Consider the following 24,492-nt stretch of genomic DNA (forward strand, 5'->3'; position numbering starts at 1 on the left):
ACACATTGTTTTCCAAGACACAGCAGCGCGTGCTGGCTTTGCTCTTTGGCCAGGCACAACGGTCTTTCTATGCGAATGAAATCATCGCCTTCGCGGCCATCGGCTCGGGCGCCGTGCAACGCGAACTGGCCAAGCTGGTGAAATCGGCCCTGGTGACCGTCAAGAAAGTGGGCAACCAGAAGCATTACCAGGCGAATCACGATGCGCCGATCTTCGACGAGCTGCGCAGCATTGTGCTGAAAACCTTTGGCGTCGCCGATGTGCTGCGCGTCGCCCTGCAACCGTATTGGCAGGAAATCGACCTGGCCTTTGTGTACGGTTCAATGGCCAAGGGCTCGGAACATGCGCACAGCGACATCGACCTGATGGTCATCGGCAACATGGCATCGAATGCCCAGTTGCTGGCAGCGCTGCAGCCTGCGCAACAGCAGCTGGGCCGCAGCATCAACCCGACCTTGTATACGCGGGAAGAATGGCGGCAAAGAATAGACGACGGCAAGTCGTTCGTCGTGCGCATCCTCGAACAGCCCAAGATTTTTGTCAAAGGGGCCAATGATGACCTCCTCAAGCTCACAGGCGCTGGCGAACCTGGCGCGCATCGGCCAGCTCAAGGCTGAGCCAGCGGACGCACGCGAACGCGCAGGCTTGCTGCGCTCGGCCACCGTGCGCCTGCGCGATGCCAGGCAGCCGATACTGTCGCTGGAAAGCCGCTTCGACCTGGCGTATAACGCGGCGCATGCTGCCGCCTTGTCTGCACTGCGTCAACATGGTTATCGCAGCGACAACCGCTATCTCGTCTTTCAAAGCCTGGAACACACGCTGGGTTTCACGCCGCAGCAGTGGCTGCTATTCAATCAGGCGCACAGGAAGCGCAACCTGGCGGAATACGAGGGCGATCTCGATGTCACACAGGGCTTTGTCGACGAGTTGATCGAGCACGTGGAACAGCTGCTTGCGGCGGCACAGGCACTCAATGTCCAGCCGCCGTCCTGATCGCCTTATTCCTGCCCCTTCAACTGCAACGCCCGCTCATACAGGGCGTTTTTCTTGCGGCCCGTGATTTGCGCCGTCAGATTCGCCGCCTGCTTGACGCTGCATTCGGCCAGCAGGATATTGAGGATGCGTTCCGCTTCCACGTCTTCCGCGTCCTGCGCTTCGGTGGCGCCTTCCAGCAGGACGACGAATTCTCCCTTTTCGCGGTGCGCGTCGGCACGGATCCAGCTTTCCGCCTCGGACAGGGGGCAGCGGTGGATTTCCTCGAACAGTTTCGTCAGCTCGCGCGCGAACACCACCTGGCGCGTCGGCTCGAACGCCGCCGCCAGAGCCGTGGCGCAATCGAGGATGCGGTGCGGCGCTTCATAGAACACCATCGTCGCCGTCACGCCACGCAGGCTGTGCAAGATGTTTTCGCGCTGCTTGGCCTTGGCTGGCAGGAAGCCGACAAAGTAGAACTGGTCATTCAGCAAGCCGCTGGCGGAAATGGCCGTGATCGCCGCCGACGGGCCGGGCAGGGGCAGCACGCGCAATCCCGCCGCGCGCACGGCGTCGACGATGCGCGCGCCGGGGTCGGACACGGCGGGCGTGCCGGCGTCGGAGACGAGGGCGATGCGCTCGCCGGCGTGCAGGCGCGCGATCAAAGTCTGCGCCACTTCGCGTTCGTTATGTTGATGCGCCGCAATCAACGGCTTGTTCAAGCCGAAACGCGTCAGCAGGTGCGCCGTGTTGCGCGTATCTTCACAGGCGACGGCGTCGGCAAGGCTCAGCAAATGCAGCGCGCGCAGGCTGATATCGGTCACATTGCCGATCGGCGTGGCCACTATATACAATGTTGCGATAGGATAGACCTGGTGCGCCGCCTCTGTCATGATGGGCAGGCTGGCGATGGAACTGATTTCTTGTACGGTCATTTTGGAGGTTAAATGCTTGCTAATAGTGTGAAGTTACTGCTTGTTTGTGCCGCGACCGGCATGCTGAGCGCTTGCAGCACGCCTTGCGACGCGCCCGGGCAATTGTGCGCGCCTATTGAATCTAACACAAGGGCGCTGCCGCCACCGAAGCCGCTGCCGCCTCCCGTGCCGCCGAAGCCGCCCGCGCCCGAACCGGTGACGTTCGCCGTGGCCGTGCCCGATATTACCGCCTACGACGGCAACGGCGCGCCGCTGGCGCCCATCGCCACCAAGCCGGCGACGGGCACGCCGCAGGACATGCCGGCCGCCACGGCGCCGGCGCCGTCCGACGGCAATGTCCACCACATCGGCCTGCTGCTGCCGCTGCGCTCCGCTTCCCTGGGCCCGGCCGCCGAATTGCTGCGCGCCGGCTTCATGGCCGCGTACGAGCGCGACCGCAGCGGCTTCGAAGTGACGGTGATCGACACGGGCGACGGCAGCACCGACGTGCTGAACAAGTTTGCGCAAGCGCAAGAGGAACAGGACGTCGTCGTGGGGCCTTTGTCGCGCTCGGCCGTGACGGCCGTGGCGAACAGCGATCTGGTGCGCAAACCAACGATCGCCCTGAACCACCCGGACAACCGCGGCGACGCGCGCCTGCCGGCCAAGCTGCTGGTGATGGGCTTGTCGATTGAGGCGGAAGCGCGCCAGGTCGCCGCCTGGGCCGCCAGCGAACAGCCGGGCGCCAGCGCGCTGATCCTGTCGGCCGGTTCGCCCTCGCAGCGCCGCATCAGCGCCGCCTTCAAGCAGGAATGGCTGCGCCAGGGCGGCAAGGTCGATGTGATGGACTTGACGGCCACGAATGGCTACCTGAGCGATGCCGAACTGGTGCAGCTGCGCGCGCGCCTGGCCGCCACGCCCCCGGGCCTGCTGTTTGCCGCGCTCGACGCCGACCAGGCGCGCCAGCTGCGCGTGGCCATCGGCAGCGATCTGCCGCTGTATGGCACCTCGTCCTTGAATCCCGGCGCCGGGCGCGGCGCCAGCGGTCCCGAGCTCGACGGCGCGCGCCTGCTGGACCTGCCATGGCAGGTGCGGCGCGACCATCCGCAAGTGATGGTGTATCCGCAGCCGCCGCAACCGGCTGACGCCCGTTTGACGGCCGACATGGAACGCCTGTACGCGCTGGGCATCGATGCCTTCCGCGTGGCGCGCGAAGTGGCGCTGCGGCCGAACGCGCCATTCACGCTCGATGGCGTGACGGGCCGCCTGGCCGTGCGCTTCGACGGTGATCAAAGCGTGTTCGAACGCACGGAACAGGCCGCCACCTACCAGCAGGGCGTGCTGGGCACCTGGCCGCCGGCCCCGCCGGCCGCGCCGCCAGTACAATAAGGACACGGCCATGCCGCCCTTCGCTTTCTGGAACAAACGGGAACGGGGACGGCAAGGGGAAGACGATGCGCTCGCGTATCTGTTGCTGCAAGGCTTGGTGCTGCTGGAACGCAACTATCTGTGCAAGGGCGGGGAACTCGACCTGATCATGCGCGACGGCGCCGCCATCGTCTTCGTCGAAGTGCGGCTGCGCAGCAGTGCCACCTTCGGCGGCGCCCTGGCCAGCATCACGCCGGCCAAGCAGCGGCGCATGGTGCTGGCCGCGCAAACCTGGCTGCAGGGGCAAAAGAGCTTGCCGCCGTGCCGCTTCGACGCGCTGGCCATCGATGGCGGGCGCATCAGCTGGCTGAAGAACATCCTCGATATGTAAGCATTTTTAACAGTGCTTGTCCGCCATGCCGCGCGCCTGCACTATAATCGGCAGACTATGAATAATCAACGCATCCTCTCGCACTTCCACGAAAGTGCCGAACTCAAGATCCAGGCCGCCACCGTACTGGCGCAACCGATTGCGCAGGCGATCGACCTGATGTTTTATGCATTGTCCAACGGCAACAAGATCCTCGCCTGCGGCAACGGCGGTTCCGCCGCCGACTGCCAGCATTTCGCCGCCGAGCTGGTCGGACGCTTCGAACGCGAGCGCTTTCCGCTGCCGGCCCTGGCGCTGACGACGGATACGTCCATCCTGACGGCCGTGGCGAACGACTACAGCTACCGCGACATCTTCTCGAAGCAGGTGCAGGCCTTCGGCCAGGCCGGCGACATCCTGCTGGCCATCTCCACGTCGGGCAATTCGGCCAACGTGATGGCGGCCGTGGAAGCGGCGCTCGAGCGCGAAATGCGCGTCGTGGCGCTGACGGGCAAGGACGGCGGCGCCATCGGCAAGATGCTGACGGACGCCGACGTGCATATCTGCGTGCCGGCCGAGCGCACGGCGCGCATCCAGGAAGTCCATCTGACCACCATACATTGCATCTGCGACGGCATCGACGTCGCCCTATTCGGAGGAGACGTGAATGACTAAATTCGGTACTGGCCCAGGCTGGAAACGCGTACAACGCCCGCTGGCCACCGCACTCTTGTGCGGCGCCATGCTCACTTCGCTCACCGGCTGCATCGAATTGATGGTCGGCGGCGCGGTGATGGGCGGCGTTGCCGCGGCGGACCGCCGCACCCTGGGCGCCCAGACCGAAGACAAGTCGATCGCCCTCAAAGGCGAATCGCGCATCCCCTCCATCGTGGGCGACGTGGGCCACGTGAACGTCACCAGCTTCAACCGCCGCGTCCTGCTGACGGGCGAAGTGCGCGACGAGGCGATGAAAAATGCCGTCGAGCGCGAAGTGCGCAATATTGAGGGCGTGGAATCGGTGGCCAATGAATTGATCATCGCCGGCCCGGCCAGCTATACCTCGCGCTCGAACGACGCGCTGATCACCACCAAGGTCAAGGCCAGCCTGGTCGACATGAAAACCATCTCGGCTGCCTCGTTCAAGGTCGTCACCGAAAACGCCACCGTCTTCCTGATGGGCAGAGTCACCCAGCGCGAAGGCACGGTCGCGGCCGACGTGGCGCGCGGCGTGGGCGGCGTACAGAAAGTGGTCAAGCTGTTCGACTACATTTCGGAAGCGGAACTGAAGCAATTGCAGCCCGATCCGCCGCAGCAGCGCACGACGAGCACCGTCAGCGACACGGTCCAGCAGTAAGCGCCTCCGCCGTTTGACCTACGGCGCCAGACTGACGATGCGACTATAATGGCCGCATCGTTGCTCTACATTAGTGAAACTTTGCCATGTCAACTTCGCCCTCCGCAAGCAAGTCCTGGATCAAGCCAGCCCTGATCGCCGTCTTCGTGGCGGGCGTGGCGGCGGCAGCTTACCTGTCGCTGAATGACAAGCAAAGCGCGCCGGACGTGACCTTCCACGGCATCCATGGCGAGAAAATCACCTCCGCCAGCCTGCGCGGCAAGGTGGTGATGGTCAATTTCTGGGCCACCTCGTGCACCACTTGCGTGGCGGAAATGCCGGAAATGGTCGATACCTACAACAAGTACAAGGGGCAGGGACTGGAATTCGTGGCCGTGGCCATGAAATACGATCCGGCCAACTACGTGCTGAACTTCGCCGAAACGCGCCAGTTGCCGTTCAAGGTGGCGCTCGACGTGACGGGCGAAGCGGCCAAGGCCTACGGCGACGTCGCCCTGACGCCCACCACCTTCGTCCTGGACAAACAGGGCAAGATCCTCAAGCGCTATGTGGGCAAGCCGGAATTTGCCGAACTGCATAAACTGCTCGAAACAGCCATCGCCGGTTAAACGTCTCACATAAGCTGCTGCGCGTCGCGATTTGCAGCCTGCGATGCTCACTGTGCTCAAGCACAGTTCCGCTTCTCTGCCGCAACTCGCTTCCGCTCGCTACGCTTCTGTGAGACGTTAAAGGCGGGAGAACACCGCACAAAACCTTGTTGCCAAGCGTTGTCAATCTGTTATAACCTTCCCAGGCGTGATCCCACTCACCTCGTGAAGGCCAGCCGTGTCCCCAGCCGCCCAATCGCTCGACCCGCAGCAACTGAAAACCTGGCTGCTCGCCGCCGGCAACAAGGACGCCACCGCGTTCCGCCAGCTATATAACTCCACCTCATCGAAACTGTTTGGCTTCGCGCTGCGTATATTGCATAAGCAAGAGCTCGCTGAAGAAGCCTTGCAAGAGGGGTTCGTCGCCATCTGGAACAACGCCGCCGCTTACCAGAGCCATCTGGCGGCGCCGATGACCTGGATGGCCACCATCGTGCGCAACAAGGCGTTCGATGTGCTGCGGCGCAGCGACGATACCGTGGAAATCGATGCCGAACAGTTTGATAGCGAAGTCATGAATGCACTCCGGGATCCCCAGGCCACGCCGATCGAGTCGCTGCAACTGAGCGGTGACGCCAAGGCGCTGGCGTTTTGCATGTCCGCCCTGGAAGGGCTGCACCGGCAGGTGGTCGCCCTGGCGTTCTATCACGACCTGTCGCACAGTGAAGTGGCGCAGCAGATGTCGCTGCCGATCGGCACCGTGAAGACGTGGATACGCCGCAGCCTGGAACGGCTGCGCACGTGCCTGGCGAAACGGGAGGCATCATGAATATCCGCGGCAATGACGCGCTGCGCCAGAAACTGGCGTCCGAATACGTGCTGGGCACCCTGAAAGGGGGCGCGCGGCGGCGTTTCGAAGGCTGGCTGCACAACGACGCCGATTTGCGCAATATCACCGCCGAATGGCGCCAGCGCCTGGAACCGATGGCGGAATTCGCCACGCCCGTGGCGCCGCCCAAGCGCGTGTGGCAGCAGATCGAGCAGCGCCTGCACCTGCGTCCGCAGGGCGGCTGGGCGTTGTGGCGCGATGCGCTGTCGTTCTGGCGTGGCCTGGGCATGGCGTCGAGCGCCATCGCCGCCTTGCTGGTGATCGTCTTGGCCACGCGCGTGATGGAGGCGCCGCAGATCAGCTATGTGGCCAGCCTGACGGACGAAAAAGCGCAAACGGCCCTGCTGCTGACGGCCGACAGCCGCCACGGCGCGCTCGAAGTGCGCATGGTGGGCAACGCGCCCGTGCCAAGTGATAAGGATCTGGAACTGTGGGCCGTGCCGAAGAACGGCAACCCGCGCTCCTTGGGCTTGCTGGCCGACAAGGGCAATATAAAACTGGCCCTGTCGCAGCGCGCCCTCGGCAACGACGTGGCCTTGCTGGCCGTTACCCTGGAACCGAAAGGCGGTTCGCCGGATCCGAACGGACCGACGGGACCGATTCTCTACAAAGGTAACTGGGTGAAAATTTAACCCGAAGGCAAAAATCCGGGGTCTGACCCGTCGGGTCTGACCCCAGCAGTTGATTTGGGTTGCTTACCTTACTTTGGGTAAAGAATCATCTGCGTGCAGCGGAACAGGGCAATCGTCTTGCCCGTTTCCTTGCTTTTCACTACGGCATCCCACACTTGCGTGTTGCGGCCCTTGTGCTCAACCTTGGCCGTGCAGGTGAGCGTGCCTTCGCGGGCCGTGCCCAGGTGGTTCGATTTCAGCTCGATGGTCGTAAAATTGCTCGCGCCTTCGGGCAGGTTGACGATGCAGCCATAGCCGGAAGCCGTGTCGGCCAGGGTCACCACGCTGCCCGCGTGCAGGTAGCCGTTCGGCGCCAGCAAGTGCGGCAGCACGGGCAATTCCGCCGTCAGCTGGCCGTCGCCCACTGCCGTGATGACGATGCCCAGGTGGCCGGGCAGGCGGCCGGTGCCGCGTTCATTCAACATTGCTACGGTGATGTCGGGATTGCTCATGCTGGTCCTTGTGCGGGTGAATCCGGACAGCGGATCTGCCGGAAAATACTATGATGATAGCAACTTTCCCCGCAACGGTCTGACCGCAGCTATTTTTTGCCACGCCGCCGTTTCCACCACACCAGCGTCCCCGTCAGCAGGAACAGCAAGGGCATCAAACCGAAGACGGTAATGAAGACGCGCCCGGCCACGCCGAACGCCTGGCCCGAATGCAGGGGAAATTGCCAGCCGAGGAAAACATCGCCGGCCGGCGCCCGCAAGGGATCGCGTATGCGCAGGGGCAAGCCGCTGCGCGCGTCCAGGGTGATGCGCGTGGCGCCGTCGCCGTGGGCGATTTCGCCGGGCTGGCGCACGCGCACGTCATACGGCTGGTCTTTCCTGGCCGGCAGCACGATGCGCGACACGCGCGCCTGCGGATACAGCAGCTGCGCGGCGGCCATGGCCTGGCCCGCATCGAGCACGGTGCCGTCCCGCGCCACATTTTTCAATTTTGCCGTATCCGGCACCGTCGACACCAGGTCCACCAGCGGCACGATCAATTGCGGCAAATTGAAATAGATGCCGGAAAAGGCCAGCACAGCCAGCACGGGCGCGGCAAAAAAGCCCGCCGCCTTGTGAAACGTGTAATTAAAACGGGGCCAGGAGCCGCCATGCGACACCGTCAGCGCGCGCTTGATCGCCGTCCACTGCAGGCGCGGCCACCACAGGTAGATGCCGCTCAGCGCCATCAGCAGCAGCATCACGCCCGAGATACCCGTAATGGTCTTGCCCGCGTCGCCGGACAATACATAGCGGTGCAAATGAAACATGCCCGACATCAGCAATGGGCGCGTGAGGCCGAAACGGCCCCAGTCGCGCTCGCCTTTCACTTGCAAGGTGTAGGGGTCGACCATCACCTGGCGCACGATGGCCTGGCTGAAGGGCGACGGCTTGCCGGCCTGGCGGTACGACGCCACGTACACGTCGCGCGCATCGGCGGGCGGATTGATCTGCGAAGGCTGGCCGTAGGCAGGGTCGGCAGTCAGCTGGTCCACCACCGCTTGCAGCGTGCGCGGCGTCACCTGGAACACCTGGCCGGGCGCGGGCGTGCTCGCCTGCAACAAATTCGGATTCAGATACGCGTCGAGTTCCGGCATCCAGGCGATGGCGGACCCCGTCAAGCCCAGCAGGACGAACAGGGCGCCGAACCACAGGCCCACGTACAGGTGCAGTTTGCTGAGCAACCACTTGATCGGGCGTCGGGACATGGAAACTTTAGGAAATTTGGGCTGCGAAACGATAGCATGAAAGCCCCGCAGAGAAAAACATGCGCGGTCAGAAATCGGCAAACCACACAACACGCTCATGCGAACGTCGAAATCACGCAAAAACGAGCGTTTCAGCACCATCAGCGAGCGCATCGGCGTCGCGGGTAAATATTGCACGGCATACACTTTCCCCTATACTTATCGAAAGGAAAACCATGACTACCTCCCGCCTCCTCGCCGCCACCTTGGGCCTCGCTCTGCACCTGGGCGCCCACGCCGCCGATTTCACGGTCTCCAGCAGCGACATCGCCCCCGGCCAGAGCCTGGCGAGCGCGCAAGTATTCCAGGGCTTCGGCTGCACGGGCGGCAACCTGTCGCCGCAATTATCATGGAGCAATGCCCCGGCCGGGACGAAAAGCTATGCCATCACCTTGTACGACCCGGACGCGCCCACGGGCAGCGGCTGGTGGCACTGGAGCGTGTTCAACGTGCCGACCAGCACCACGTCCTTGCCTGCGGGAACGACAACGTCCACCTTGCCGGCCGGCGCCGTGCAAGGACGCAACGATTACGGCGACAGCGCCTACGGCGGCGCCTGCCCACCACCGGGCGACCAGGCGCACCGCTACCAGCTCACGGTCTGGGCCCTGAAAACAGACAAGCTGCCGCTGGACCAGCACGCCAGCGGCGCCATGCTCGGCTACATGCTCAACGCCAACGCGCTGGGCAAGGCACAGCTGACGGGACTGTATGGCAGATGAGATGGAAGCGGTGGCCCTGAGCGAGCTGCGCATCGCCCACGGCACCATCGAGGCGCGCCGCGCGCAAAACCTGCGCCGCGTGCCCGTCTTCCAGAGCGCCCTGTGCCGCGTGCGGCAAGGAACGAAATTGCTGGAATGGGGCACGCGCCAGGCGCGCGCCGGCACGCACGATGTGGTGCTGATGCCGGCCGGGCAGGAACTGGGCGTGGCCAACCTGCCCGGCGCGCAAGGCTACCGGGCCGAAGTGCTGAGTTTTTCGCCGGCCCTGATCGCCCGTTTCCGCGCGCGCCATGGCGGCCTCGTCGACAACCAGCTGCGCCAGGCGGCCACGGCCAGCCTGTGCGTGCCGCTCGATACCCACGCGGCGCTGGCCTGGGACCAGCTGACGGCCAGCCTGGCGGGCAGCACACCGCCCGCGCTGCTGGCGCATCAGGCGGAAGGCTTGCTGCTGGCCCTGGCACTGGGCGGCCATTGCGGCCCGCTGTTGCTGGACCGCCGCGATCCGCTGGCCGCGCGCGTGCAGCAAGTGCTGCTGCTGGACCCGGGCGCCGACTGGAGCGTGGCCAAGGTTGCCAGCCACCTGCACCTGGGCGCCTCCACCCTGCGCCGCCAGCTGGCCCTGGAGCAGCGCCATTTCCGCGCCATCCTGGAAGACGTACGGCTGGGACTGGCCTTGCAGGAATTGCAATCTGGCATCTTACCCATCGGCGACATCGCGGCCGCCTGCGGCTACGCCTCGCCCTCGCGCTTCGCGGCCCGTTTCCGCCAGCACTATGGCCTGTCGCCGCGCGAGCTGCGCGCCACCTTGTAAGTCCGCTCCAGCGCAAATGACGCAACAAGCGCTGACAAGGCGGCGATTTTCTTGCTACTATGCGCCCATGTCTTCCCGCCAGCCATCCCGCAAGCCTTACCCGGCGTCCGCCCTCGCGCGCACGCCGTGGCAGCTGTGCGTGGCGCTGTTCAGTGCGCTGGCCCTCGTGTTCCTGCTGTCGACGGCCGCCTCGCACCTGCACAAGACGACGCTCGACGCGGAAGAGTGCGCGCTGTGCGCCACGGTCATCGACAAGGTGGCCGACATCGCCGTGCCGCCGGCCATCGCCGAGCCGCCCGCCCAGTTACTGCCCTACCGCTTGCTGGCCATCGCGCCCGCCACCCTGGCGCCCGTCGCCGCCATCCTGCTGCCGCCCGTGCGCGGCCCGCCTGCCGCCTCGTTGTAGTTCCCACGCTGTTTTTATCCTTTTTTCAGGCTGCACCGCCGCGCGCCGCGTTCTCCGCATGCGCGCCGGGCCGCCTGGCGTAGACTATTTTCGAGGTTCACCATGCAACACACACCACGCCTGAGCGCGCTGTCGCTCGCCCTTGCCAGCCTGTTCAGCTTTTCCGCCCATGCCGCCGAGCCTGCGGATGCCAGCCCGGCAGCCTCCGGCACCGATGCTGCGCCGCAAGAGATGCAAAAAGTGGAAGTCACGTCCGCCCATTTGAAAAGCGCACGCATCGAGCTGTCGCCGAAAGTCGGCACCACCATCTACAGCATCGACAGCCACATGGTCGACATGCTGGGCCAGGGCGACAACACGCCGTTCAATGAAGTACTGCTGCGCCTGCCGGGCGTATCGCAGGATTCGAAGGGTTCCGGCGCCTTGCACGTGCGCGACGACCATGCCAACGTGCAATACCGCATCAATGGCGTGCAATTGCCCGAAAGCATCAGCGGCTTCGGCCAGTCGATCGACACGCGCTTGATCGACAAGACGGATTTCATGACAGGCGCCTTGCCGGCCCAGTTCGGCCTGCGCACGGCCGGCATCGTCGATATTGAAACGAAGGAAGGCGGCTTGAGCCCTGGCGGGCGCATCGGCATCATGGTCGGCAGCCACGATCACGTGGAGCCAAGTGCCGAATTTTTCGGCAGCGTGGGCAAGTTCAATTACTACCTGTCCGGCAGCTACCTGGGCAATTCCCTGGGCGTGGAAAACCCGCAGGCTACGCGCAGCGCCCTGCACGACAAGACGCGCCAGAACAAATCGTTCGGCAGCCTGTCGTATTTTCTCGATGACAACACGCGCCTGGGCGCCATGTTCGGCACGTATAACGGCCGCTTCCAGATCCCGAACAACCCGGACCAGGCACCGGGCTTCTCGCTGGCCGGCCACAGCGATGCGCAGGCGGGCACGTCCACCTTGCCGTCGTCGCAACTGAATGAAAACCAGCGCGAAGTGAACCGTTTTCTCGTGCTGTCGCTGCAAAAGAGCCTGGGCGACGTCAATTACCAGGTGTCGGCCTTCCACCAGTATTCGCAACTGCACTTCACGCCCGACGCCATTGGCGACCTGATCTACAACGGCGTGGCCTCGGATGCGCGCCGCGCCAACAGCGCTTCCGGTGCCCAGTTCGACATCAGCTACAAGCTGCACCAGGACCACACCGTGCGCGCGGGCCTGGCCTACACGCGCCAGAAGACGACCAGCGACAATGCGGTGGCCGTGTTCCCGAGTATTGACGGGGCGCAAACCGCCACCACGCCGGTCAGCATTCTGGACAACAGCGGCAAGACGGGCACCCTGGCCAGTGTCTACCTGCAGGATGAATGGCACATCAGCAAGCCTTTGACCCTGAACTATGGCGCCCGCTTCGACAAGGTCTCGGCCTACACGAACGAGCAGCAATGGAGTCCGCGCGTGAATCTGGCGTACCAGATCGCGCCGGGCACGGCCCTGCACGCGGGCTATTCGCGCTACTTCACGCCGCCGCCGCAGGAACTGGCCGCGCAGGGCAGTATCGACCTGTACGCGAACACGACGAATGCGCCGGAAATCGGCCAGTCCGACAACGTCAAGGCCGAGCGCACGCACTACTATGACGTGGGCATCAGCCACCAGGTCAATTCAAAACTGACACTGACGGCCGATGTGTACTATAAAAAGATCAACAACCTGCTCGACGAAGGCCAGTTCGGCCAGGCATTGATCCTGACCCCGTTCAACTATGCGGACGGCTACGCCAAGGGCCTGGAATTGTCCGCCATCTACAGCGAGAAAAACTGGGGCCTGTTCCTCAACGCCAGCACGCAAAAGGCGCAGGGCCGCAACATCAATTCGGGCCAAGCCCTGTTTGGCGCCGATGAGTTGAACTACATCAGCAAGAACTATGTCTACCTCGATCATGACCAGAAATACACGCTGTCCGGTGGCGGCCACTATCACTTCGGCGATTCGCAAGTGAGCGCTGACTTCCTCTACGGCAGCGGCCTGCGCATGACACCGGATGGCGACGCACCGAATTCCGGCCATTTGCCGAGTTACTTCACCGTCAACACGGCGCTCACGCACACGTGGAAAAACACGCCGCTCGGCAAGGTGGAAGGACGTTTGGCCCTGATCAACCTGTTCGACAAGTCCTACCTGCTGCGCGACGGTTCCGGCGTGGGCGTGGGAGCGCCGCAGTATGGCGCCCGCCGCAGTTTCTACGCTGGCCTGTCCACAAGCTTCTAAAAGTTACGCGCGAAGACAGCGGCAGGGAGCAACGCCTGCCGCTGTCGGTTGCCGTTGAGAAACGATCTCGTGACGTCTATCGGGATGCTGTTTTAATGGGGAATATCGGCGATGGGTAGCAGCATGGTCAGCGGATCGTCGGGGAGGGGCGTAAAACCATACTGTTGATAAAACTGCATGCCTTGCGGCTCTTTGGCATCGACAAACAGGGCAAAGCCGCCCACCTCCGCTGCGACCGATTGCACGCGCTTCATGGCCGCGACCAGCAGCAATGCGCCAAAGCCGCGACGCTGATGCCGCTGCGCGACAGCAAGCCGCGCCAAGGTAAAGCCGGGTACGTTGCTGGGCAACTTCTTCATCATGGCGACGGGAATAGCCTCCCTGGGGGTCATGCTACGAATCGCCAATGAAAAATAGCCAATAATTTCCGTAGGATCAGCCTCATCGACCAGCACGAACGTGCGCGATGCGCCATGCCGCTGATGCTGCCTTGCTGTTGTCTGCAACCACGTATCCAATACCGGTGTACCGCAACGAAACCTTGTTACATCATGTATTGCTTTCAGTACTGTCACGAAGTACGCCATTCTCTACTTTCTGTGCATAATTTTCAAAAGCCTTCGTCAAAGCCGCATTCGGCCCCTGCGGGTTTTCCAGCAAATCGATCATCATGGCGGCGTCGCGACGGGAATAGCGGATCAGGTATTCGCGATCGATGATCATTTCCGCCTTTTCCAATGCAGCTTGCACGAGGAATTGATTCAAGGTAGCGCCGGTCAGCTCAGCCGCTTCTTGAAGTTTCTCGGCAATCGAGCCGGAAACCCTGGCCGTAATACGGCCGCGTTCTTCAGTCGCACTCATTATTTAGCTCGTGTCGTCGGGTTGGTTCGGGTGTCGTCGGATATCACTATGAGCATAGCACATGGCGGAGATAAAATAAGCCATAGTGGAGACAAAATGTCACCACTATGTATCGCCCCATCTGATTTCTGCATGCTGATGCGCCAGCAGATACGCATTTGTCTGGCTAAATGGCTTGCTGCCAAAGAAACCTTTGCTGGCCGACAAGGGAGAGGGATGCGGCGCCGTCAGCACCAGGTGCTTGCCGGGGTCGATCAGGCTGCGCTTGGCTTGCGCGTAGCCGCCCCACAGGATGAACACGAGGTGTTCGCGCTCGGCGGACAGGTGGCCGATGGCGCTGTCCGTCAGCTTTTCCCACCCCTTGGCGGCGTGCGAGCCTGCCACCCCGGCGCGCACCGTCAGCACGCTGTTGAGCAAGAACACGCCTTGCTCGGCCCAGTCGGACAAATCCGTGCGCGTGCGCACCACGCCCACGTCGCTGTGTAATTCCTTGAAGATATTCTGCAGGCTAGGCTGTGGCGGCGTGCCTTCGGGAATCGAAAAACACAGCCCCATGGCCGCACCGGGCGTGTGATACGGGTCTTGCCCCAGAATCACCACCTTGACTTGCTCGAACGGCGTCAGGTCGAACGCCCGGAAGATGGATTTACCCGGCGGAAAACACGGCCCCGCCGCATACTCTTCCTTCACGAAGGCGGCCAGGCGTTCCCAGTAGGGCTGGACAAACTCGCCCTCCAGCCGCGCCTTCCACGATGCATCGATGCGTACGTCCATGCGTCACCTCATAGCCGATTCGTCCACCATGCTTTTTCAGCATGCCAGTATAGGACGCTCAGCCGCATGAGGTGGACACGATACGCACAGGCAAAAAAAAGCCGCCAGCGCTATCGCGGGCGGCTTTGATACGGCGCAAGGTGCTTAAGTAACCCCCAATAAATTATTGTGTTTTCTGACTTCCATAACCGGCGCTGTGCGGTGTTGCCCGCAGCTAGCAGTGCTCGCACTGCGTCGCTGCAGGCGCCTTGCACAGCATCCGGTTCTGTTCGTCATAAATTCACAATAATTTCCCGAGGATTACTTAGAAATTCAGCGCCGATTCCACGCCGGCGCTGTGCGCCTGTTCATCCGCGTGGTACGAGCTGCGCACCATGGCGCCCACGGCGGCGTGGGTGAAGCCCATTTTATAGGCTTCTTCCTCGAACATTTTAAACACGTCCGGGTGCACGTAGCGGCGCACGGGCAAGTGGCTGTTCGATGGCGCCAGGTACTGGCCGATGGTCAGCATGTCGATATCGTGCTCGCGCATGTCGCGCATGACTTGCAGGATTTCCTCGTCCGTCTCGCCCAGGCCCACCATGATGCCGGACTTGGTTTTGACGTCCGGGTACATGGCCTTGAAGTCCTTCAGCAGTTTCAGCGAGTGCATGTAATCGGAACCGGGACGGGCTTCCTTGTACAGGCGCGGCGCCGTTTCCAGGTTGTGGTTCATGACGTCAGGCAAGCCATCCTTGAACAGGTTCAGGGCTTTTTCCAGGCGGCCGCGGAAGTCGGGTACCAGCACTTCGATGCGGGTGTTCGGCGACAGGGCGCGCGTTTGCTGGATGCACTCGACGAAATGGCCGGCGCCGCCGTCGCGCAAGTCATCGCGGTCGACGGAGGTGATGACGACGTAGTTCAGGCGCAGCTTGGCGATGGTTTTCGACAGGTTGGCCGGCTCTTCCTTGTCCAGCGGGTCCGGGCGGCCATGGCCCACGTCGCAGAACGGGCAGCGGCGCGTGCACTTGTCGCCCATGATCATGAAGGTGGCCGTGCCCTTGCCGAAGCATTCGCCGATGTTCGGGCAGCTGGCTTCCTCGCACACCGTCACGAGTTTGTTTTCGCGCAGGATGTCCTTGATTTCATAGAAGCGGGTCGATGCCGAAGCGGCCTTGACGCGGATCCAGTCCGGCTTTTTCAGGCGCTCGACTTGCTCGATCGGAATGATCTTGATCGGGATGCGCGAGGTCTTGCTGGCGCCTTTTTGCTTTTCGCTCGGGTTGTAGGCGGCGGGAGCGGCGGGGGCGGTGCTGGAAATGGTCTCAGAAGTCATGGCTGCAAGCCCTTGACGGGCATGTTGGTTTGTTTGCTCAGGCATCCGCTGCCTGAGGCGCGCCTGCGGCGCTGTTTACTTCGCTTACATCGAGTAATACGGTCAATTCCTGGGCCAGGGCCCGCTGCACCTCGGCCAGCGGCGCCACCACGCCCATGCTGCGCATGTCCACCGTCTTCAGGCCGGAATAGCCGCAAGGGTTAATCCAGGAAAACGGCGCCAGGTCCATCGCCACGTTGAGCGATACGCCATGGTAGGTGCAGCCGTTGCCGCGCACTTTCAAGCCCAGCGCGGCGATCTTCGCACCCTTGTCTGGCCCGCCGGCAATATAGATGCCGGGCGCGCCATCGATGCGCTCGCCAGCGAGATTATACGCCGCCAGCACGTTGATGATGGCTTGCTCGATTTTATGCACGAACTGGCGCGCATACAGCTTGCCGCCCGGCTTGTTGCGGCGCAAGTCCATCAGCAGGTAAATCACCACCTGTCCGGGACCGTGGAACGTCACTTCGCCGCCCCGGTCCGTCTGCACCACGGGCACATTCTCCGCGCCGGCCAGCAGGTGGCCGCGGTCGGCCGCCAGGCCCAAAGTAAATACGGGCGGATGCTCGACGATCCACAGTTCGTCGCGCGTGTCGGTCGTGCGCGCGTCGGTGAAGGCGCGCATGGCGGCAAAGGTCGGCTCGTAATCGACGCGGCCCAGCTCGCGGATCAGCGCCGTTTCGGTGCGGGTGGTGGTCATGACGGATTCTGTAATCAGCTGCCGGCGCCCTGCGGACGCTGCGGCGAAGCCGTGATTATAAGCCAGGCCGCCGTTTCATTCCGGGGCAGACTCCGGCAACCGCAGCAATCTGCCTAATTTTTGTGCAGCATGGCGTATCTGGGCGGCATTCAGGGCCGTGTAGCCGAGCAGCACGGCCGGCGCCAATTTTGCGCTGTGACAAAAATCACCGAGCGGCTGCAGCGCCAGCCCCTCGTGCGCCGCGCGCGCGCAAAAGGCCCGCTCGTCAGTATCCGGCGGCAGCCACAGCACGCAATGAAAACCCGCCTGCTGGCCGGAAATCGCGTAGCGCCCGGGGGCAATCTGCTCGAGGCAGGCCAGCAGCAGGTCGCGCCGCTCCTTGTAGGCCAGCCGCGCCTGGCGCAAATGGCGCACGAAAGCGCCATCCTCCATCCAGGCGGACAGCGCCAGCTGCTCCGTCACGCCCACGGAGCGGCCCGTCAACTGCAGGGTGCGCAGCAACTGCGGACGCAAGGCGGGCGGCAGCACCATGAAGCCCACGCGCAGGCCGGCAAACAGGGTCTTATTAAAACTGCCACAGTAAATCACGCGCTGGTACTGGTCCAGCGCCTTCAGGGCCGCCAGCGGCGCGCTCTGGTAATTGAATTCGCTGTCGTAATCGTCTTCCAGCACCCATGCGCCGCTGTCGTTCGCCCATTCCAGCAAGGCCAGGCGGCGCGTGACGGACATGGTCACGCCCAGCGGCGACTGGTGCGCCGGCGTCACGTAGGCGAGGCGGGCATCCGCGTGCACGCCCAGGGCGGCGCAATCGATGCCCTCGGCGTCGACGGCTATATCCACCGGCACGGCGCCCGCGAGGGCGAACAGGGCGCGCGCGGCCGGGTAGCCCGGTTCTTCCAGACACACCTTGTCGCCCTCGCGCACGATGCTGCGCGCCAGCAAGTCGATCGCGTGGCGGATGCCGGTCGTGACGACGATGTCTTGCGGGTCGCAGCGGACGCCGCGGTACTTGGCGAGGAAATCGGCGATCTGCTGGCGCAGTTCAGGCAAGCCGGCCGGATCGGCGCTGCACAACTGCTCCGGCGTGGCGGCCGCCAGCGCCCGCGTGGCGCACTTGGACCAGGCGGCCATGGGAAACAGGCTGGCGTCGGCGCGCCGCGCCACGAAGGGCAAGCCGTCGCGCACGCCCGTATCCGAGGCAGGCGCGGGCGCCACGGCCAGCGGAGCGGGAATGGCGTCGCCCAGGCCTGCCATCAGGAAGCGTTCCGGCACGACGGCGCACACGCGCGTGCCGGAACCGGGCACGCGCGTCACGTACGCTTCCGCGTGCAGGCGGTCGAACACGGTTTCGATGGTGCCGCGCGACAACTCCCACCGTTCCGCCAAGGTGCGGCTGGACGGCAGCCGGCTGCCGGCCGGCAGCATCTTCGTCAGAATGGCCGAGCGCAGCGCTTCATACGCGCCATCCTGCTTGTTGACGCCCGCCTTGTCGAGCCAGCTGGTGGGGCGAGGCAAGTCCAGGGCGTGCGGTGATTTTCCTCGCGGCATAATAATCGTCCAAGTGGTCCAATGAATTTTCTGATGACTGGCACTTCGCATTACACCACAAACATTCTACTCTCACCGTTCCGGTGCGCCAGCGGGGCGCACCTGCAATCTTGCGCTTGGAAACAATGATCAAAAACACATCTCTGCCGCTGTGGGCCTGGGGCGCCATCGTGCTGCTGCTGGTCTGCCTGTCGCGCATCAGCATCGACATCTATTTGCCTTCGCTGCCGGCCATGGCCGATGCCCTGCATGCCAGCGATGCCCAGTTGCAACTGACCCTGAGCCTGTTCATGGCCGGCTCGGCCGCCTCGATGCTCGCGTGCGGGCCGCTGGCCGACCGCTACGGACGCCGCCCCGTGCTGCTGGCCGGCACGGGAATTTTTGTGCTCGCCAGCATCGTCTGCAGCGTGACTTCCGATGTGCACGTGCTGATCGCCGCGCGCGTGCTGCAGGCGTTCGGCGGCTGCAGCGGCACCATCATCGGCCGGGTCATGGTGCGCGACCGCTTCGACCCCGCCACGCAGGCGCGCATGCTGGGGCAAATCTCGATGGTGATGGGCTTGTCGCCGATCCTGGCGCCGCTGGCCGGCAGCGTGCTCGACGCGGCATTCGGCTGGCGCGCCGTGTTTGGCGCGCTATGCCTGCTGGGCGCGCTGTCGCTGTGGCTGATCATCGTCTACGTGCCGGAAACCAGGCCGGCCAGCGTCGTGCCGCAGGGCAATACCCTGGCGCTGTACCGCCGCCTGCTGGGCGACGCGTATTTCCTGCGCTATGCGCTGGCCATCGGTTGTGTATATTGCACGTATTTCCCCTTCATCGCGGAATCGTCCGTGCTGTTGCAAAGGGGCATGCACCTGTCGCCCGGTGCGTATGCGCTGGTGTTCGGACTGACGGTGAGCGGCTATATCGCGGGGTCGAGCCTGTTTCGCGCGCTGGGACCGCGCCTGGGCGCCGATTACATGCTGGGCGTGGCGGTGCTGATCAATGTGGCGGGTGCGGCCAGCTTGTTGCTGGCGGGTACGTTGGCGCCGCAGCATGTGGCGTCGCTGGTGGCGCCCATGCTGCTGGTGATGGTGTCGGTGGGCATGGCGATTCCCGCCTGCCAGCTGGCCGTGCTGCAGCCGTATGGCGCCCAGGCGGGCAGCGCCTCGGGCCTGTTCTTCTTCGTACAGATGGCCATTACGGCCGCCTGCGGCGCCGTCATCGCCGCCATCACGGACGGCAGCGCACAACCGCTGCTGTGGGTGACGGCGACGGCCAGTGGCGCTTTTGCCGCCGTCTGGCTGCTCACGAAGAGCCGGGCCAGCGTGACGGCAGCCAGCCTTACATGACGATCTTGACCATCGGGTGGCCCGACAGCGCCATGTACAGGGCATCGAGCTGCTCGCGGCTGATGGCGCGCACGGTGACGGTCAGACCCGTGTAATTGCCCTTGCCCGATGGGCGCTCTTCCATGCGGCCTGCGTGGAAGGTCGGATCGTGGCTGATCACCAGTTCCAGCATGGTCGGCGCGAAATCGACGTGCGTCGGGCCCATGATCTTGATGGGAAAATCGCTCGGGTATTCGATCAGCGATTCGCTGGGAGGAATCGTCACTTCGGTGGGTGGGGTGGTTTGCATGGGAAATCCAATCAGTGCCGGTCAGAACAGACGGCGCGGCGCATGGCGCGCGGCGGCTGCAGAAAGGCGTATTGTAGCCAACTTTGGCGGCGCCTGCGCCGTTGCCATGGCGCCAGGGGCGCGGAAAAAAAAAGCCAGCTTTGTAAGCTGGCGAAAACTATTTCGTTTGGACAAAATAGCCGGAAAATCGGTGCTGTCAGCCGCGCAGGCATTGCGCTGTGCTGCAATGACTCCACTGTAGACAAAACACTGCGGCTTGACCGCTGAAATGTGACGAACTGTCGGTTTGGCGGCTTGAACGTCGTTAATCCATGACCGGACGGACAGACAGCCAGCGCCAGCGGCCAGTTCAGCGCTCCGCTTCCTGCATCCGGCCATTACGGCCGGGGCCGCCGCGCTCATTGCCCCGGTCATTGTTCCGTTCACGCGGAGGCCCGCTGCGTTCGCCCCCGCGCGCCTCCTGTGCCGGACGCGCCACAGGAGCCGGCATCGGCGGCGGCGCGGGCCGCGGCTGGGCCACGGGCGGCGGCGCAGGCATGGCAGGCGGCGCCGTCTGCAGCACTTCGCGGCGGCCGCCACGCTCCCAGCGGTTGCCGTCCGGGCGCGGCACCTCGGCAGGACGCTCGATGGCGGGGCGCGGCGGCTGCGGCCGCTCGGTGCGCGGCCGCTGTTCGCCACGCCATCCGGGATGCGCCACCGGATCTTGCACGGGCGGCAAGGAAGGCGCCGCCGGCATCACGGGCTGGGCCGGTATCGGCGGCTGCGGCGGCTGGACTGGCACGGGCGGCCGGTTCGGCTGCATGGGACGCGGCGCCAGGTGCGTCTGGCCATCGTCCGTCTGCAAGCGGCCAGGGCGGTTGCCCCAGTCGCGCCGGAAACCATCTTGCTGGCGCGGCGCATCGACGGAACGCTGCCAGTTGCCCGCCGGCGCAGGCGGCGTGCTCAAGGGCATGCTTTGCAGCACGGGGGCCGGCATGATGGTGCGATTGCGGCGCGGCACGTTCACCGTGCGCGCGCCGCCAAAACGCTCGCCCGGCAGCATCGTCATGCCTTCGCGGCGTTCGCGCTCGCCCGCCACGGAACGGCGCCCCTCGGCAACGCGGTTGAGGCGGCGCTCATAGTCCGCGCTGGCGCGGTAGCCGGGCACGTAGCGCTCGTGCGGCGACAGGGGAAACCAGCCCACGCCCGGCTGCTGGCCGTGGCCGGTCCCGTGATTGCCGCCGACCCAGCCCACCAGGGCCGGCGCCCAGGGCACGCGGCCGCGCTCGCGGCCCGGTGCCCAGCCCCAGCGGTGGCCCAGCAGCACCCAGCGGCCGTAATGCGAGGGCGCGTAGCCCCACGGCGCATTGTCGACCCAGGTCCAGCCCCATGGCGCGATCCACGTCCAGCGCCCGTCGCTGTACGGCGCCCATCCCAGCGGCACGCTGGCAGGCAGCCACAGCGGGCCGTATTCCGCATCGTCCTGCCAGGCGCCATAGCGGTCCAGCTCTTCATAGCCGGTCGTATCGTCCGTGACATAGCGCAAGGCCGGCGCGGCGGCAGGCAAGGCTTCGGGCCAGTTGTCGAAGGAGACTCTCTGCGCGGCGCCCGTGCGCAATTCCTCGTCCGTCAGCTCGGCGCGCTTGCCTGCACGCAAGGTGACGCTGCCCGTCGCGCCATCCACGTCGGCCGCGCCGTCGAGCACGCTGACGACGCTGGTGCCGGGCTGGCGCCCCGCCTCGATGCGCACCCAGCCCGGCTGGGTCAGGATCACGCGCGCCTGGGCCGTGGTCAGCTCGAAGCCGCGCAGCGCGTCCGGGTTGCGCACGCGCACGCTGACCGTGCCATAACCGAGGTGCAATTTGAAACTGTCGTCATCGAGCTCGCTCACTTCCAGCTCGGAATCGCCATCGAGGCGCACGGCGGCCGCGCCCACGCGCAATTCCGCCAGCGCGCCGCGCATGGTGGTTAGCCGGTTATCCGTCGTGACGGGCCAGTTCAGCAGGGCATTTTGCGCCTCGCCCTCGCCGGCGCGCACCAGCACCTGCCCTTCGACGGTGGAAATGCGCCCCACGCGGGCGGGCGGGTCCTGCGCCAGGGCCAGGGAGCACGCCGACGACAGCAGCACGGCGCACACGGTGTTGAGAAAAGGGGAGGATAGGGTCGGACGCATGGCAGCGCTCCAGGCAGGACGGACAGAGATGAAAGGTAGACAACACCCCGATTACAGTCCTATCGGGCGGGCATCGCAAGCGGGCTTACAAATGTTTGCATCTTGATCTGGCTCAGGAGGCCGCCTGGCCGCCGCGCTTGACGAAGAACAGGGCGGCGCCGACGGCCATCAGCAAGCCGCCAAAGAAGCGGTTCTGTTTTTTCACGGCGCGCGCGTCGCGGAAGAAGCGCTGCATCGAGGACGCTAAAAAGGCGTAGCTGTGCATGACGATCTGGTCGATCGTGCACATGGTGACGGCCAGGATCAGCAATTGCGGCAACAGCGGAGACGTCGGGCTGATGAATTGCGGCAACACCGCCACCATGAAGATGATGCCCTTCGGATTCGTCACATTCGTCAGGAAACCCGTCAGCACGCGCCGGCGCATGGACGGCACCACGGCGTCCGCATGCAGGTCGCCCGTCACGGCCACCTTGGCGCGCCATTGCGACAGGCCCAGGTAGATCAGGTACAAGGCGCCCACCGTCTTGACGATATTGAACGCCACTTCGGAAGCGAGCAGCAGGGAACCGACCCCAGCGCCCGCGATGCCCAGCACCACCAGCAGGCCCAGCTGCAGGCCCAGAATCGTGGCACTGGCCTTTCTGACCCCGTAGGACAGGCCGTGCGACATCGACAGCACGGCGCCCGAGCCGGGCGAAACGGCGATGATGGAGGCGGCGATGACAAAGGTGATCCAGGTGGCAAAGGGCATGCGGTGTCCAAAAATGGTGATGAGAGGCAATTTTAACCCGGTCAGTGCGGCCCTGCCGGCCTTCGCTGAGGTAAGATCAGGGTCGTGCTTTTCCTTGCCCTACAACCAAGAACAACATCATGAAAAACAACACTTTCCTCGCTCCACAATTTCCTGCCACCACCGTGGGAGCGCGCTGAGATGGCCGGCTCCAGTCTGCTGGCCCTGCTCGACGACATCGCCAGCATCCTCGACGACGTTTCCCTGATGACCAAGGTGGCCGCCAAGAAGACGGCCGGCGTGCTCGGTGACGACCTGGCCCTGAACGCGCAGCAAGTGGCCGGCGTGCGCGCCGAGCGCGAACTGCCTGTCGTCTGGGCCGTCGCCGTCGGTTCGCTGAAGAACAAGGCCATCCTCGTGCCCGCCGCGCTGGCCATCAGCGCGTTTGCGCCGTGGGCCATCACGCCGCTGCTGATGGTGGGCGGCGCCTACCTGTGCTTCGAGGGTTTCGAAAAGATCGCGCATAAATATTTGCACCCGGACGACAGCCACAAGGCCGAGCTGGCGCAGGCGCTGCGCGATCCGCAAGTCGACCTCGTCGCCCTGGAAAAGGACAAGATCAAGGGCGCCATCCGCACCGATTTCATTTTGTCGGCGGAAATCATCGTCATCGCCCTGGGCACGGTGGCCGCGGCCACCTTCGCCGAGCAGGTGGCCGTCGTCGTCGGCATCGCCCTCATCATGACGGTGGGCGTGTATGGCCTGGTGGCCGGCATCGTCAAGCTCGATGACGCGGGCTTTTATTTGTCCGCGCGCAAGGGCGCGGGCGCGCTGATGGACGGCGTGCGCGGCTTTGGCCGCATGCTGGTGTCGGCGGCGCCGAAACTGATGAAGTTTCTCTCCGTGGTGGGCACGCTGGCCATGTTCATGGTGGGCGGCGGCATCCTGACGCACGGCTGGCCATGGGCCAGCGCCATGCTGCACCATGCGGAAGAAGCCGTCGGCGGCGTGGCCGGCATCGGCCCCGTGCTGGCGGCCGTCACGCCCAGCCTGATCAACGCGGTGGCCGGCCTCATCGCCGGCGGCCTGGTGCTGGCCGGCGTTACAGCCGTGTCGGCTTTGTTGCGCATGATCAAGCCAAACAAATAGACTTTCTGGTCTGATGGGGCGGCAGGCGCATCCGTGCCTGCCGCCCCGGCCATGCCGGCGGCGCCCGCTGCCCATGGAGACCCTATGCATTCTTCCCCCGCCCCACGCCCCAGCAGCGCCTTTATCGGCGCCTCCTGGGCGGCATTGCTGATCGGCGTCGTCACCTATCTGTCCGGCCTGTGGAACGCCGGCATGCCTCTCAACGAGAAGGGCTATTATTTTACGATCCTCATGTACGGCCTGTTCGCCGCCATCTCGCTGCAAAAATCCGTGCGCGACCGCAGCGAGGGCATCGCCGTGACGGGGATTTACTTTGGCCTGTGCTGGATTTCCGTGCTGCTGGCCTTGCTGCTGCTGACGGTCGGCCTGTGGAACGCCGCCCTGCAGAACAGCGAAAAGGGCTTCTATGCCATGGCGTTCCTGCTCAGCCTGTTTGCCGCCGTGGCCGTGCAAAAGAATGTGCGCGACGTGGCGCGCGCCTCGGCCACCGCGCCGGCCGAGCTGCCGGGAACTTAAACGCCG

General features: G+C 64.4%; 28 protein-coding genes. 16 read left to right on the forward strand and 12 right to left on the reverse strand.

Annotated elements, in window-relative coordinates; all coding sequences use genetic code 11:
- Window positions 1-5 precede the first annotated feature (5 nt).
- Both BZG29_RS00990 and BZG29_RS00995 read left to right on the forward strand, forming a co-directional pair.
- Window positions 6-617, forward strand: coding sequence for a nucleotidyltransferase domain-containing protein (locus tag BZG29_RS00990; RefSeq protein WP_253192744.1), 612 nt, complete (start codon window positions 6-8; stop codon window positions 615-617).
- Entirely contained in the window at window positions 553-993 is a 441-nt protein-coding gene (locus BZG29_RS00995; RefSeq protein ID WP_253192745.1) for a hypothetical protein, read from the forward strand. Before BZG29_RS00990 ends, BZG29_RS00995 begins: the two co-directional genes overlap by 65 nt.
- A gap of 5 nt (window positions 994-998) precedes the next feature.
- On the opposite strand, the gene rsmI is transcribed toward BZG29_RS00995, so the two are convergent.
- Entirely contained in the window at window positions 999-1,907 is a 909-nt protein-coding gene (gene rsmI / locus BZG29_RS01000) for a 16S rRNA (cytidine(1402)-2'-O)-methyltransferase (protein ID WP_077398285.1), read from the reverse strand.
- A 165-nt stretch (window positions 1,908-2,072) separates the two neighbouring features.
- Here rsmI and BZG29_RS01005 point away from each other — a divergent pair, with 165 nt between their 5' ends.
- The 7 genes from BZG29_RS01005 to BZG29_RS01035 all read left to right on the forward strand — a co-directional run bounded on the left by BZG29_RS01005 (window position 2,073) and on the right by BZG29_RS01035 (window position 7,086).
- Complete coding sequence (locus BZG29_RS01005; protein WP_077398286.1) at window positions 2,073-3,275, forward strand: penicillin-binding protein activator; 1,203 nt, start codon at window positions 2,073-2,075, stop codon at window positions 3,273-3,275.
- Between the two features lie 10 nt (window positions 3,276-3,285).
- Complete coding sequence (locus BZG29_RS01010; RefSeq protein ID WP_077398287.1) at window positions 3,286-3,645, forward strand: YraN family protein; 360 nt, start codon at window positions 3,286-3,288, stop codon at window positions 3,643-3,645.
- Window positions 3,646-3,702: 57 nt separating this feature from the next.
- A complete protein-coding gene (locus BZG29_RS01015; protein WP_071325998.1) occupies window positions 3,703-4,299 on the forward strand; it encodes a phosphoheptose isomerase in 597 nt (198 codons plus the stop codon).
- On the forward strand, window positions 4,292-4,978 hold the full coding sequence (locus BZG29_RS01020; protein ID WP_077398288.1) for a BON domain-containing protein: 687 nt from the start codon (window positions 4,292-4,294) through the stop codon (window positions 4,976-4,978). The genes BZG29_RS01015 and BZG29_RS01020 overlap by 8 nt, the downstream gene beginning before the upstream one ends.
- A gap of 86 nt (window positions 4,979-5,064) precedes the next feature.
- Complete coding sequence (locus BZG29_RS01025) at window positions 5,065-5,586, forward strand: peroxiredoxin (protein ID WP_077398289.1); 522 nt, start codon at window positions 5,065-5,067, stop codon at window positions 5,584-5,586.
- Window positions 5,587-5,803: 217 nt separating this feature from the next.
- Window positions 5,804-6,394: a sigma-70 family RNA polymerase sigma factor gene (locus tag BZG29_RS01030; protein WP_077398290.1), complete on the forward strand. Its 591-nt coding sequence runs from the start codon at window positions 5,804-5,806 to the stop codon at window positions 6,392-6,394.
- Window positions 6,391-7,086, forward strand: coding sequence for an anti-sigma factor (locus BZG29_RS01035; RefSeq protein ID WP_077398291.1), 696 nt, complete (start codon window positions 6,391-6,393; stop codon window positions 7,084-7,086). The genes BZG29_RS01030 and BZG29_RS01035 overlap by 4 nt, the downstream gene beginning before the upstream one ends.
- A 68-nt stretch (window positions 7,087-7,154) precedes the next feature.
- On the opposite strand, the gene BZG29_RS01040 is transcribed toward BZG29_RS01035, so the two are convergent.
- On the reverse strand, window positions 7,155-7,577 hold the full coding sequence (locus BZG29_RS01040) for a PaaI family thioesterase (protein ID WP_076564607.1): 423 nt from the start codon (window positions 7,575-7,577) through the stop codon (window positions 7,155-7,157).
- Between the two features lie 89 nt (window positions 7,578-7,666).
- Window positions 7,667-8,824 (reverse strand): PepSY domain-containing protein, encoded by a 1,158-nt coding sequence (locus BZG29_RS01045; protein ID WP_077398292.1) that lies wholly within the window; start codon window positions 8,822-8,824, stop codon window positions 7,667-7,669.
- Window positions 8,825-9,039: 215 nt separating this feature from the next.
- Between BZG29_RS01045 and BZG29_RS01050 the strand changes: the two genes are divergently transcribed.
- The 4 genes from BZG29_RS01050 (at window position 9,040) to BZG29_RS01065 (ending at window position 13,076) form a co-directional block, all read left to right on the forward strand.
- Complete coding sequence (locus tag BZG29_RS01050) at window positions 9,040-9,585, forward strand: YbhB/YbcL family Raf kinase inhibitor-like protein (RefSeq protein ID WP_077398293.1); 546 nt, start codon at window positions 9,040-9,042, stop codon at window positions 9,583-9,585.
- Window positions 9,575-10,396, forward strand: coding sequence for a helix-turn-helix transcriptional regulator (locus BZG29_RS01055; RefSeq protein ID WP_216350340.1), 822 nt, complete (start codon window positions 9,575-9,577; stop codon window positions 10,394-10,396). The genes BZG29_RS01050 and BZG29_RS01055 overlap by 11 nt, the downstream gene beginning before the upstream one ends.
- A gap of 67 nt (window positions 10,397-10,463) precedes the next feature.
- Window positions 10,464-10,802 (forward strand): hypothetical protein, encoded by a 339-nt coding sequence (locus BZG29_RS01060; protein ID WP_070312667.1) that lies wholly within the window; start codon window positions 10,464-10,466, stop codon window positions 10,800-10,802.
- A 102-nt stretch (window positions 10,803-10,904) separates the two neighbouring features.
- Complete coding sequence (locus BZG29_RS01065; protein WP_077398295.1) at window positions 10,905-13,076, forward strand: TonB-dependent receptor; 2,172 nt, start codon at window positions 10,905-10,907, stop codon at window positions 13,074-13,076.
- A 92-nt stretch (window positions 13,077-13,168) separates the two neighbouring features.
- Here BZG29_RS01065 and BZG29_RS01070 read toward each other — a convergent pair whose 3' ends face one another.
- The 6 genes from BZG29_RS01070 to BZG29_RS01095 form a co-directional block, all read right to left on the reverse strand.
- A complete protein-coding gene (locus BZG29_RS01070) occupies window positions 13,169-13,651 on the reverse strand; it encodes a GNAT family N-acetyltransferase (protein WP_171984914.1) in 483 nt (160 codons plus the stop codon).
- Window positions 13,626-13,937 carry a DUF1778 domain-containing protein gene (locus BZG29_RS01075; protein WP_077398297.1) on the reverse strand — a complete coding sequence of 104 codons (312 nt, stop codon included), beginning with the start codon at window positions 13,935-13,937 and terminating at the stop codon, window positions 13,626-13,628. The genes BZG29_RS01070 and BZG29_RS01075 overlap by 26 nt, the downstream gene beginning before the upstream one ends.
- A gap of 105 nt (window positions 13,938-14,042) precedes the next feature.
- A complete protein-coding gene (gene ung, locus BZG29_RS01080; RefSeq protein WP_077398298.1) occupies window positions 14,043-14,711 on the reverse strand; it encodes a uracil-DNA glycosylase in 669 nt (222 codons plus the stop codon).
- Between the two features lie 304 nt (window positions 14,712-15,015).
- Window positions 15,016-16,026, reverse strand: coding sequence for a lipoyl synthase (lipA, locus tag BZG29_RS01085; RefSeq protein ID WP_077398299.1), 1,011 nt, complete (start codon window positions 16,024-16,026; stop codon window positions 15,016-15,018).
- 37 nt (window positions 16,027-16,063) lie between these two features.
- Complete coding sequence (lipB, locus tag BZG29_RS01090; protein ID WP_077398300.1) at window positions 16,064-16,768, reverse strand: lipoyl(octanoyl) transferase LipB; 705 nt, start codon at window positions 16,766-16,768, stop codon at window positions 16,064-16,066.
- Window positions 16,769-16,843: 75 nt separating this feature from the next.
- Window positions 16,844-18,316: a PLP-dependent aminotransferase family protein gene (locus tag BZG29_RS01095; RefSeq protein WP_077398301.1), complete on the reverse strand. Its 1,473-nt coding sequence runs from the start codon at window positions 18,314-18,316 to the stop codon at window positions 16,844-16,846.
- 125 nt (window positions 18,317-18,441) lie between these two features.
- On the opposite strand from BZG29_RS01095, the gene BZG29_RS01100 reads away from it, so the two are divergent.
- Window positions 18,442-19,647: a multidrug effflux MFS transporter gene (locus BZG29_RS01100; protein WP_077398302.1), complete on the forward strand. Its 1,206-nt coding sequence runs from the start codon at window positions 18,442-18,444 to the stop codon at window positions 19,645-19,647.
- Here BZG29_RS01100 and BZG29_RS01105 read toward each other — a convergent pair.
- The 3 genes from BZG29_RS01105 to BZG29_RS01115 form a co-directional block, all read right to left on the reverse strand.
- On the reverse strand, window positions 19,640-19,936 hold the full coding sequence (locus tag BZG29_RS01105; protein ID WP_070257888.1) for a DUF493 family protein: 297 nt from the start codon (window positions 19,934-19,936) through the stop codon (window positions 19,640-19,642). The two genes, BZG29_RS01100 and BZG29_RS01105, sit on opposite strands and share 8 nt — an antisense overlap.
- Window positions 19,937-20,285: 349 nt before the next feature.
- On the reverse strand, window positions 20,286-22,088 hold the full coding sequence (locus BZG29_RS01110) for a DUF6600 domain-containing protein (RefSeq protein WP_150130782.1): 1,803 nt from the start codon (window positions 22,086-22,088) through the stop codon (window positions 20,286-20,288).
- Window positions 22,089-22,200: 112 nt separating this feature from the next.
- On the reverse strand, window positions 22,201-22,842 hold the full coding sequence (locus tag BZG29_RS01115; RefSeq protein ID WP_077398304.1) for a LysE family transporter: 642 nt from the start codon (window positions 22,840-22,842) through the stop codon (window positions 22,201-22,203).
- Window positions 22,843-23,022: 180 nt separating this feature from the next.
- Between BZG29_RS01115 and BZG29_RS01120 the strand changes: the two genes are divergently transcribed.
- Window positions 23,023-23,970: a DUF808 domain-containing protein gene (locus BZG29_RS01120; protein ID WP_077398305.1), complete on the forward strand. Its 948-nt coding sequence runs from the start codon at window positions 23,023-23,025 to the stop codon at window positions 23,968-23,970.
- An 84-nt stretch (window positions 23,971-24,054) separates the two neighbouring features.
- Window positions 24,055-24,486 (forward strand): inner membrane protein YiaA, encoded by a 432-nt coding sequence (gene yiaA, locus BZG29_RS01125; RefSeq protein ID WP_077398306.1) that lies wholly within the window; start codon window positions 24,055-24,057, stop codon window positions 24,484-24,486.
- Window positions 24,487-24,492 lie beyond the last annotated feature (6 nt).

Origin of the sequence: Janthinobacterium sp. LM6 (genome assembly GCF_002002885.1) — a bacterium.
Taxonomy (GTDB): Bacteria; Pseudomonadota; Gammaproteobacteria; order Burkholderiales; family Burkholderiaceae_D; genus Janthinobacterium; species Janthinobacterium kumbetense.

What these genes read in the sequence shown, in the direction of transcription:
- BZG29_RS01115 (WP_077398304.1), bottom strand. Translation starts at nt 22,842, where the DNA reads ATGCCCTTTGCCACCTGGATCACCTTTGTCATCGCCGCCTCCATCATC.
- BZG29_RS01015 (WP_071325998.1), top strand. Translation starts at nt 3,703, where the DNA reads ATGAATAATCAACGCATCCTCTCGCACTTCCACGAAAGTGCCGAACTC.
- BZG29_RS01020 (WP_077398288.1), top strand. Translation starts at nt 4,292, where the DNA reads ATGACTAAATTCGGTACTGGCCCAGGCTGGAAACGCGTACAACGCCCG.
- lipA (WP_077398299.1), bottom strand. Translation starts at nt 16,026, where the DNA reads ATGACTTCTGAGACCATTTCCAGCACCGCCCCCGCCGCTCCCGCCGCC.
- BZG29_RS01120 (WP_077398305.1), top strand. Translation starts at nt 23,023, where the DNA reads ATGGCCGGCTCCAGTCTGCTGGCCCTGCTCGACGACATCGCCAGCATC.
- BZG29_RS01095 (WP_077398301.1), bottom strand. Translation starts at nt 18,316, where the DNA reads ATGCCGCGAGGAAAATCACCGCACGCCCTGGACTTGCCTCGCCCCACC.
- BZG29_RS01045 (WP_077398292.1), bottom strand. Translation starts at nt 8,824, where the DNA reads ATGTCCCGACGCCCGATCAAGTGGTTGCTCAGCAAACTGCACCTGTAC.
- BZG29_RS01035 (WP_077398291.1), top strand. Translation starts at nt 6,391, where the DNA reads ATGAATATCCGCGGCAATGACGCGCTGCGCCAGAAACTGGCGTCCGAA.
- rsmI (WP_077398285.1), bottom strand. Translation starts at nt 1,907, where the DNA reads ATGACCGTACAAGAAATCAGTTCCATCGCCAGCCTGCCCATCATGACA.
- BZG29_RS01050 (WP_077398293.1), top strand. Translation starts at nt 9,040, where the DNA reads ATGACTACCTCCCGCCTCCTCGCCGCCACCTTGGGCCTCGCTCTGCAC.
- BZG29_RS00995 (WP_253192745.1), top strand. Translation starts at nt 553, where the DNA reads ATGATGACCTCCTCAAGCTCACAGGCGCTGGCGAACCTGGCGCGCATC.
- BZG29_RS01040 (WP_076564607.1), bottom strand. Translation starts at nt 7,577, where the DNA reads ATGAGCAATCCCGACATCACCGTAGCAATGTTGAATGAACGCGGCACC.
- BZG29_RS01110 (WP_150130782.1), bottom strand. Translation starts at nt 22,088, where the DNA reads ATGCGTCCGACCCTATCCTCCCCTTTTCTCAACACCGTGTGCGCCGTG.
- BZG29_RS01075 (WP_077398297.1), bottom strand. Translation starts at nt 13,937, where the DNA reads ATGAGTGCGACTGAAGAACGCGGCCGTATTACGGCCAGGGTTTCCGGC.
- BZG29_RS01100 (WP_077398302.1), top strand. Translation starts at nt 18,442, where the DNA reads ATGATCAAAAACACATCTCTGCCGCTGTGGGCCTGGGGCGCCATCGTG.
- BZG29_RS01065 (WP_077398295.1), top strand. Translation starts at nt 10,905, where the DNA reads ATGCAACACACACCACGCCTGAGCGCGCTGTCGCTCGCCCTTGCCAGC.
- BZG29_RS01105 (WP_070257888.1), bottom strand. Translation starts at nt 19,936, where the DNA reads ATGCAAACCACCCCACCCACCGAAGTGACGATTCCTCCCAGCGAATCG.
- BZG29_RS01060 (WP_070312667.1), top strand. Translation starts at nt 10,464, where the DNA reads ATGTCTTCCCGCCAGCCATCCCGCAAGCCTTACCCGGCGTCCGCCCTC.
- BZG29_RS01025 (WP_077398289.1), top strand. Translation starts at nt 5,065, where the DNA reads ATGTCAACTTCGCCCTCCGCAAGCAAGTCCTGGATCAAGCCAGCCCTG.
- lipB (WP_077398300.1), bottom strand. Translation starts at nt 16,768, where the DNA reads ATGACCACCACCCGCACCGAAACGGCGCTGATCCGCGAGCTGGGCCGC.
- yiaA (WP_077398306.1), top strand. Translation starts at nt 24,055, where the DNA reads ATGCATTCTTCCCCCGCCCCACGCCCCAGCAGCGCCTTTATCGGCGCC.
- ung (WP_077398298.1), bottom strand. Translation starts at nt 14,711, where the DNA reads ATGGACGTACGCATCGATGCATCGTGGAAGGCGCGGCTGGAGGGCGAG.
- BZG29_RS01010 (WP_077398287.1), top strand. Translation starts at nt 3,286, where the DNA reads ATGCCGCCCTTCGCTTTCTGGAACAAACGGGAACGGGGACGGCAAGGG.
- BZG29_RS01055 (WP_216350340.1), top strand. Translation starts at nt 9,575, where the DNA reads ATGGCAGATGAGATGGAAGCGGTGGCCCTGAGCGAGCTGCGCATCGCC.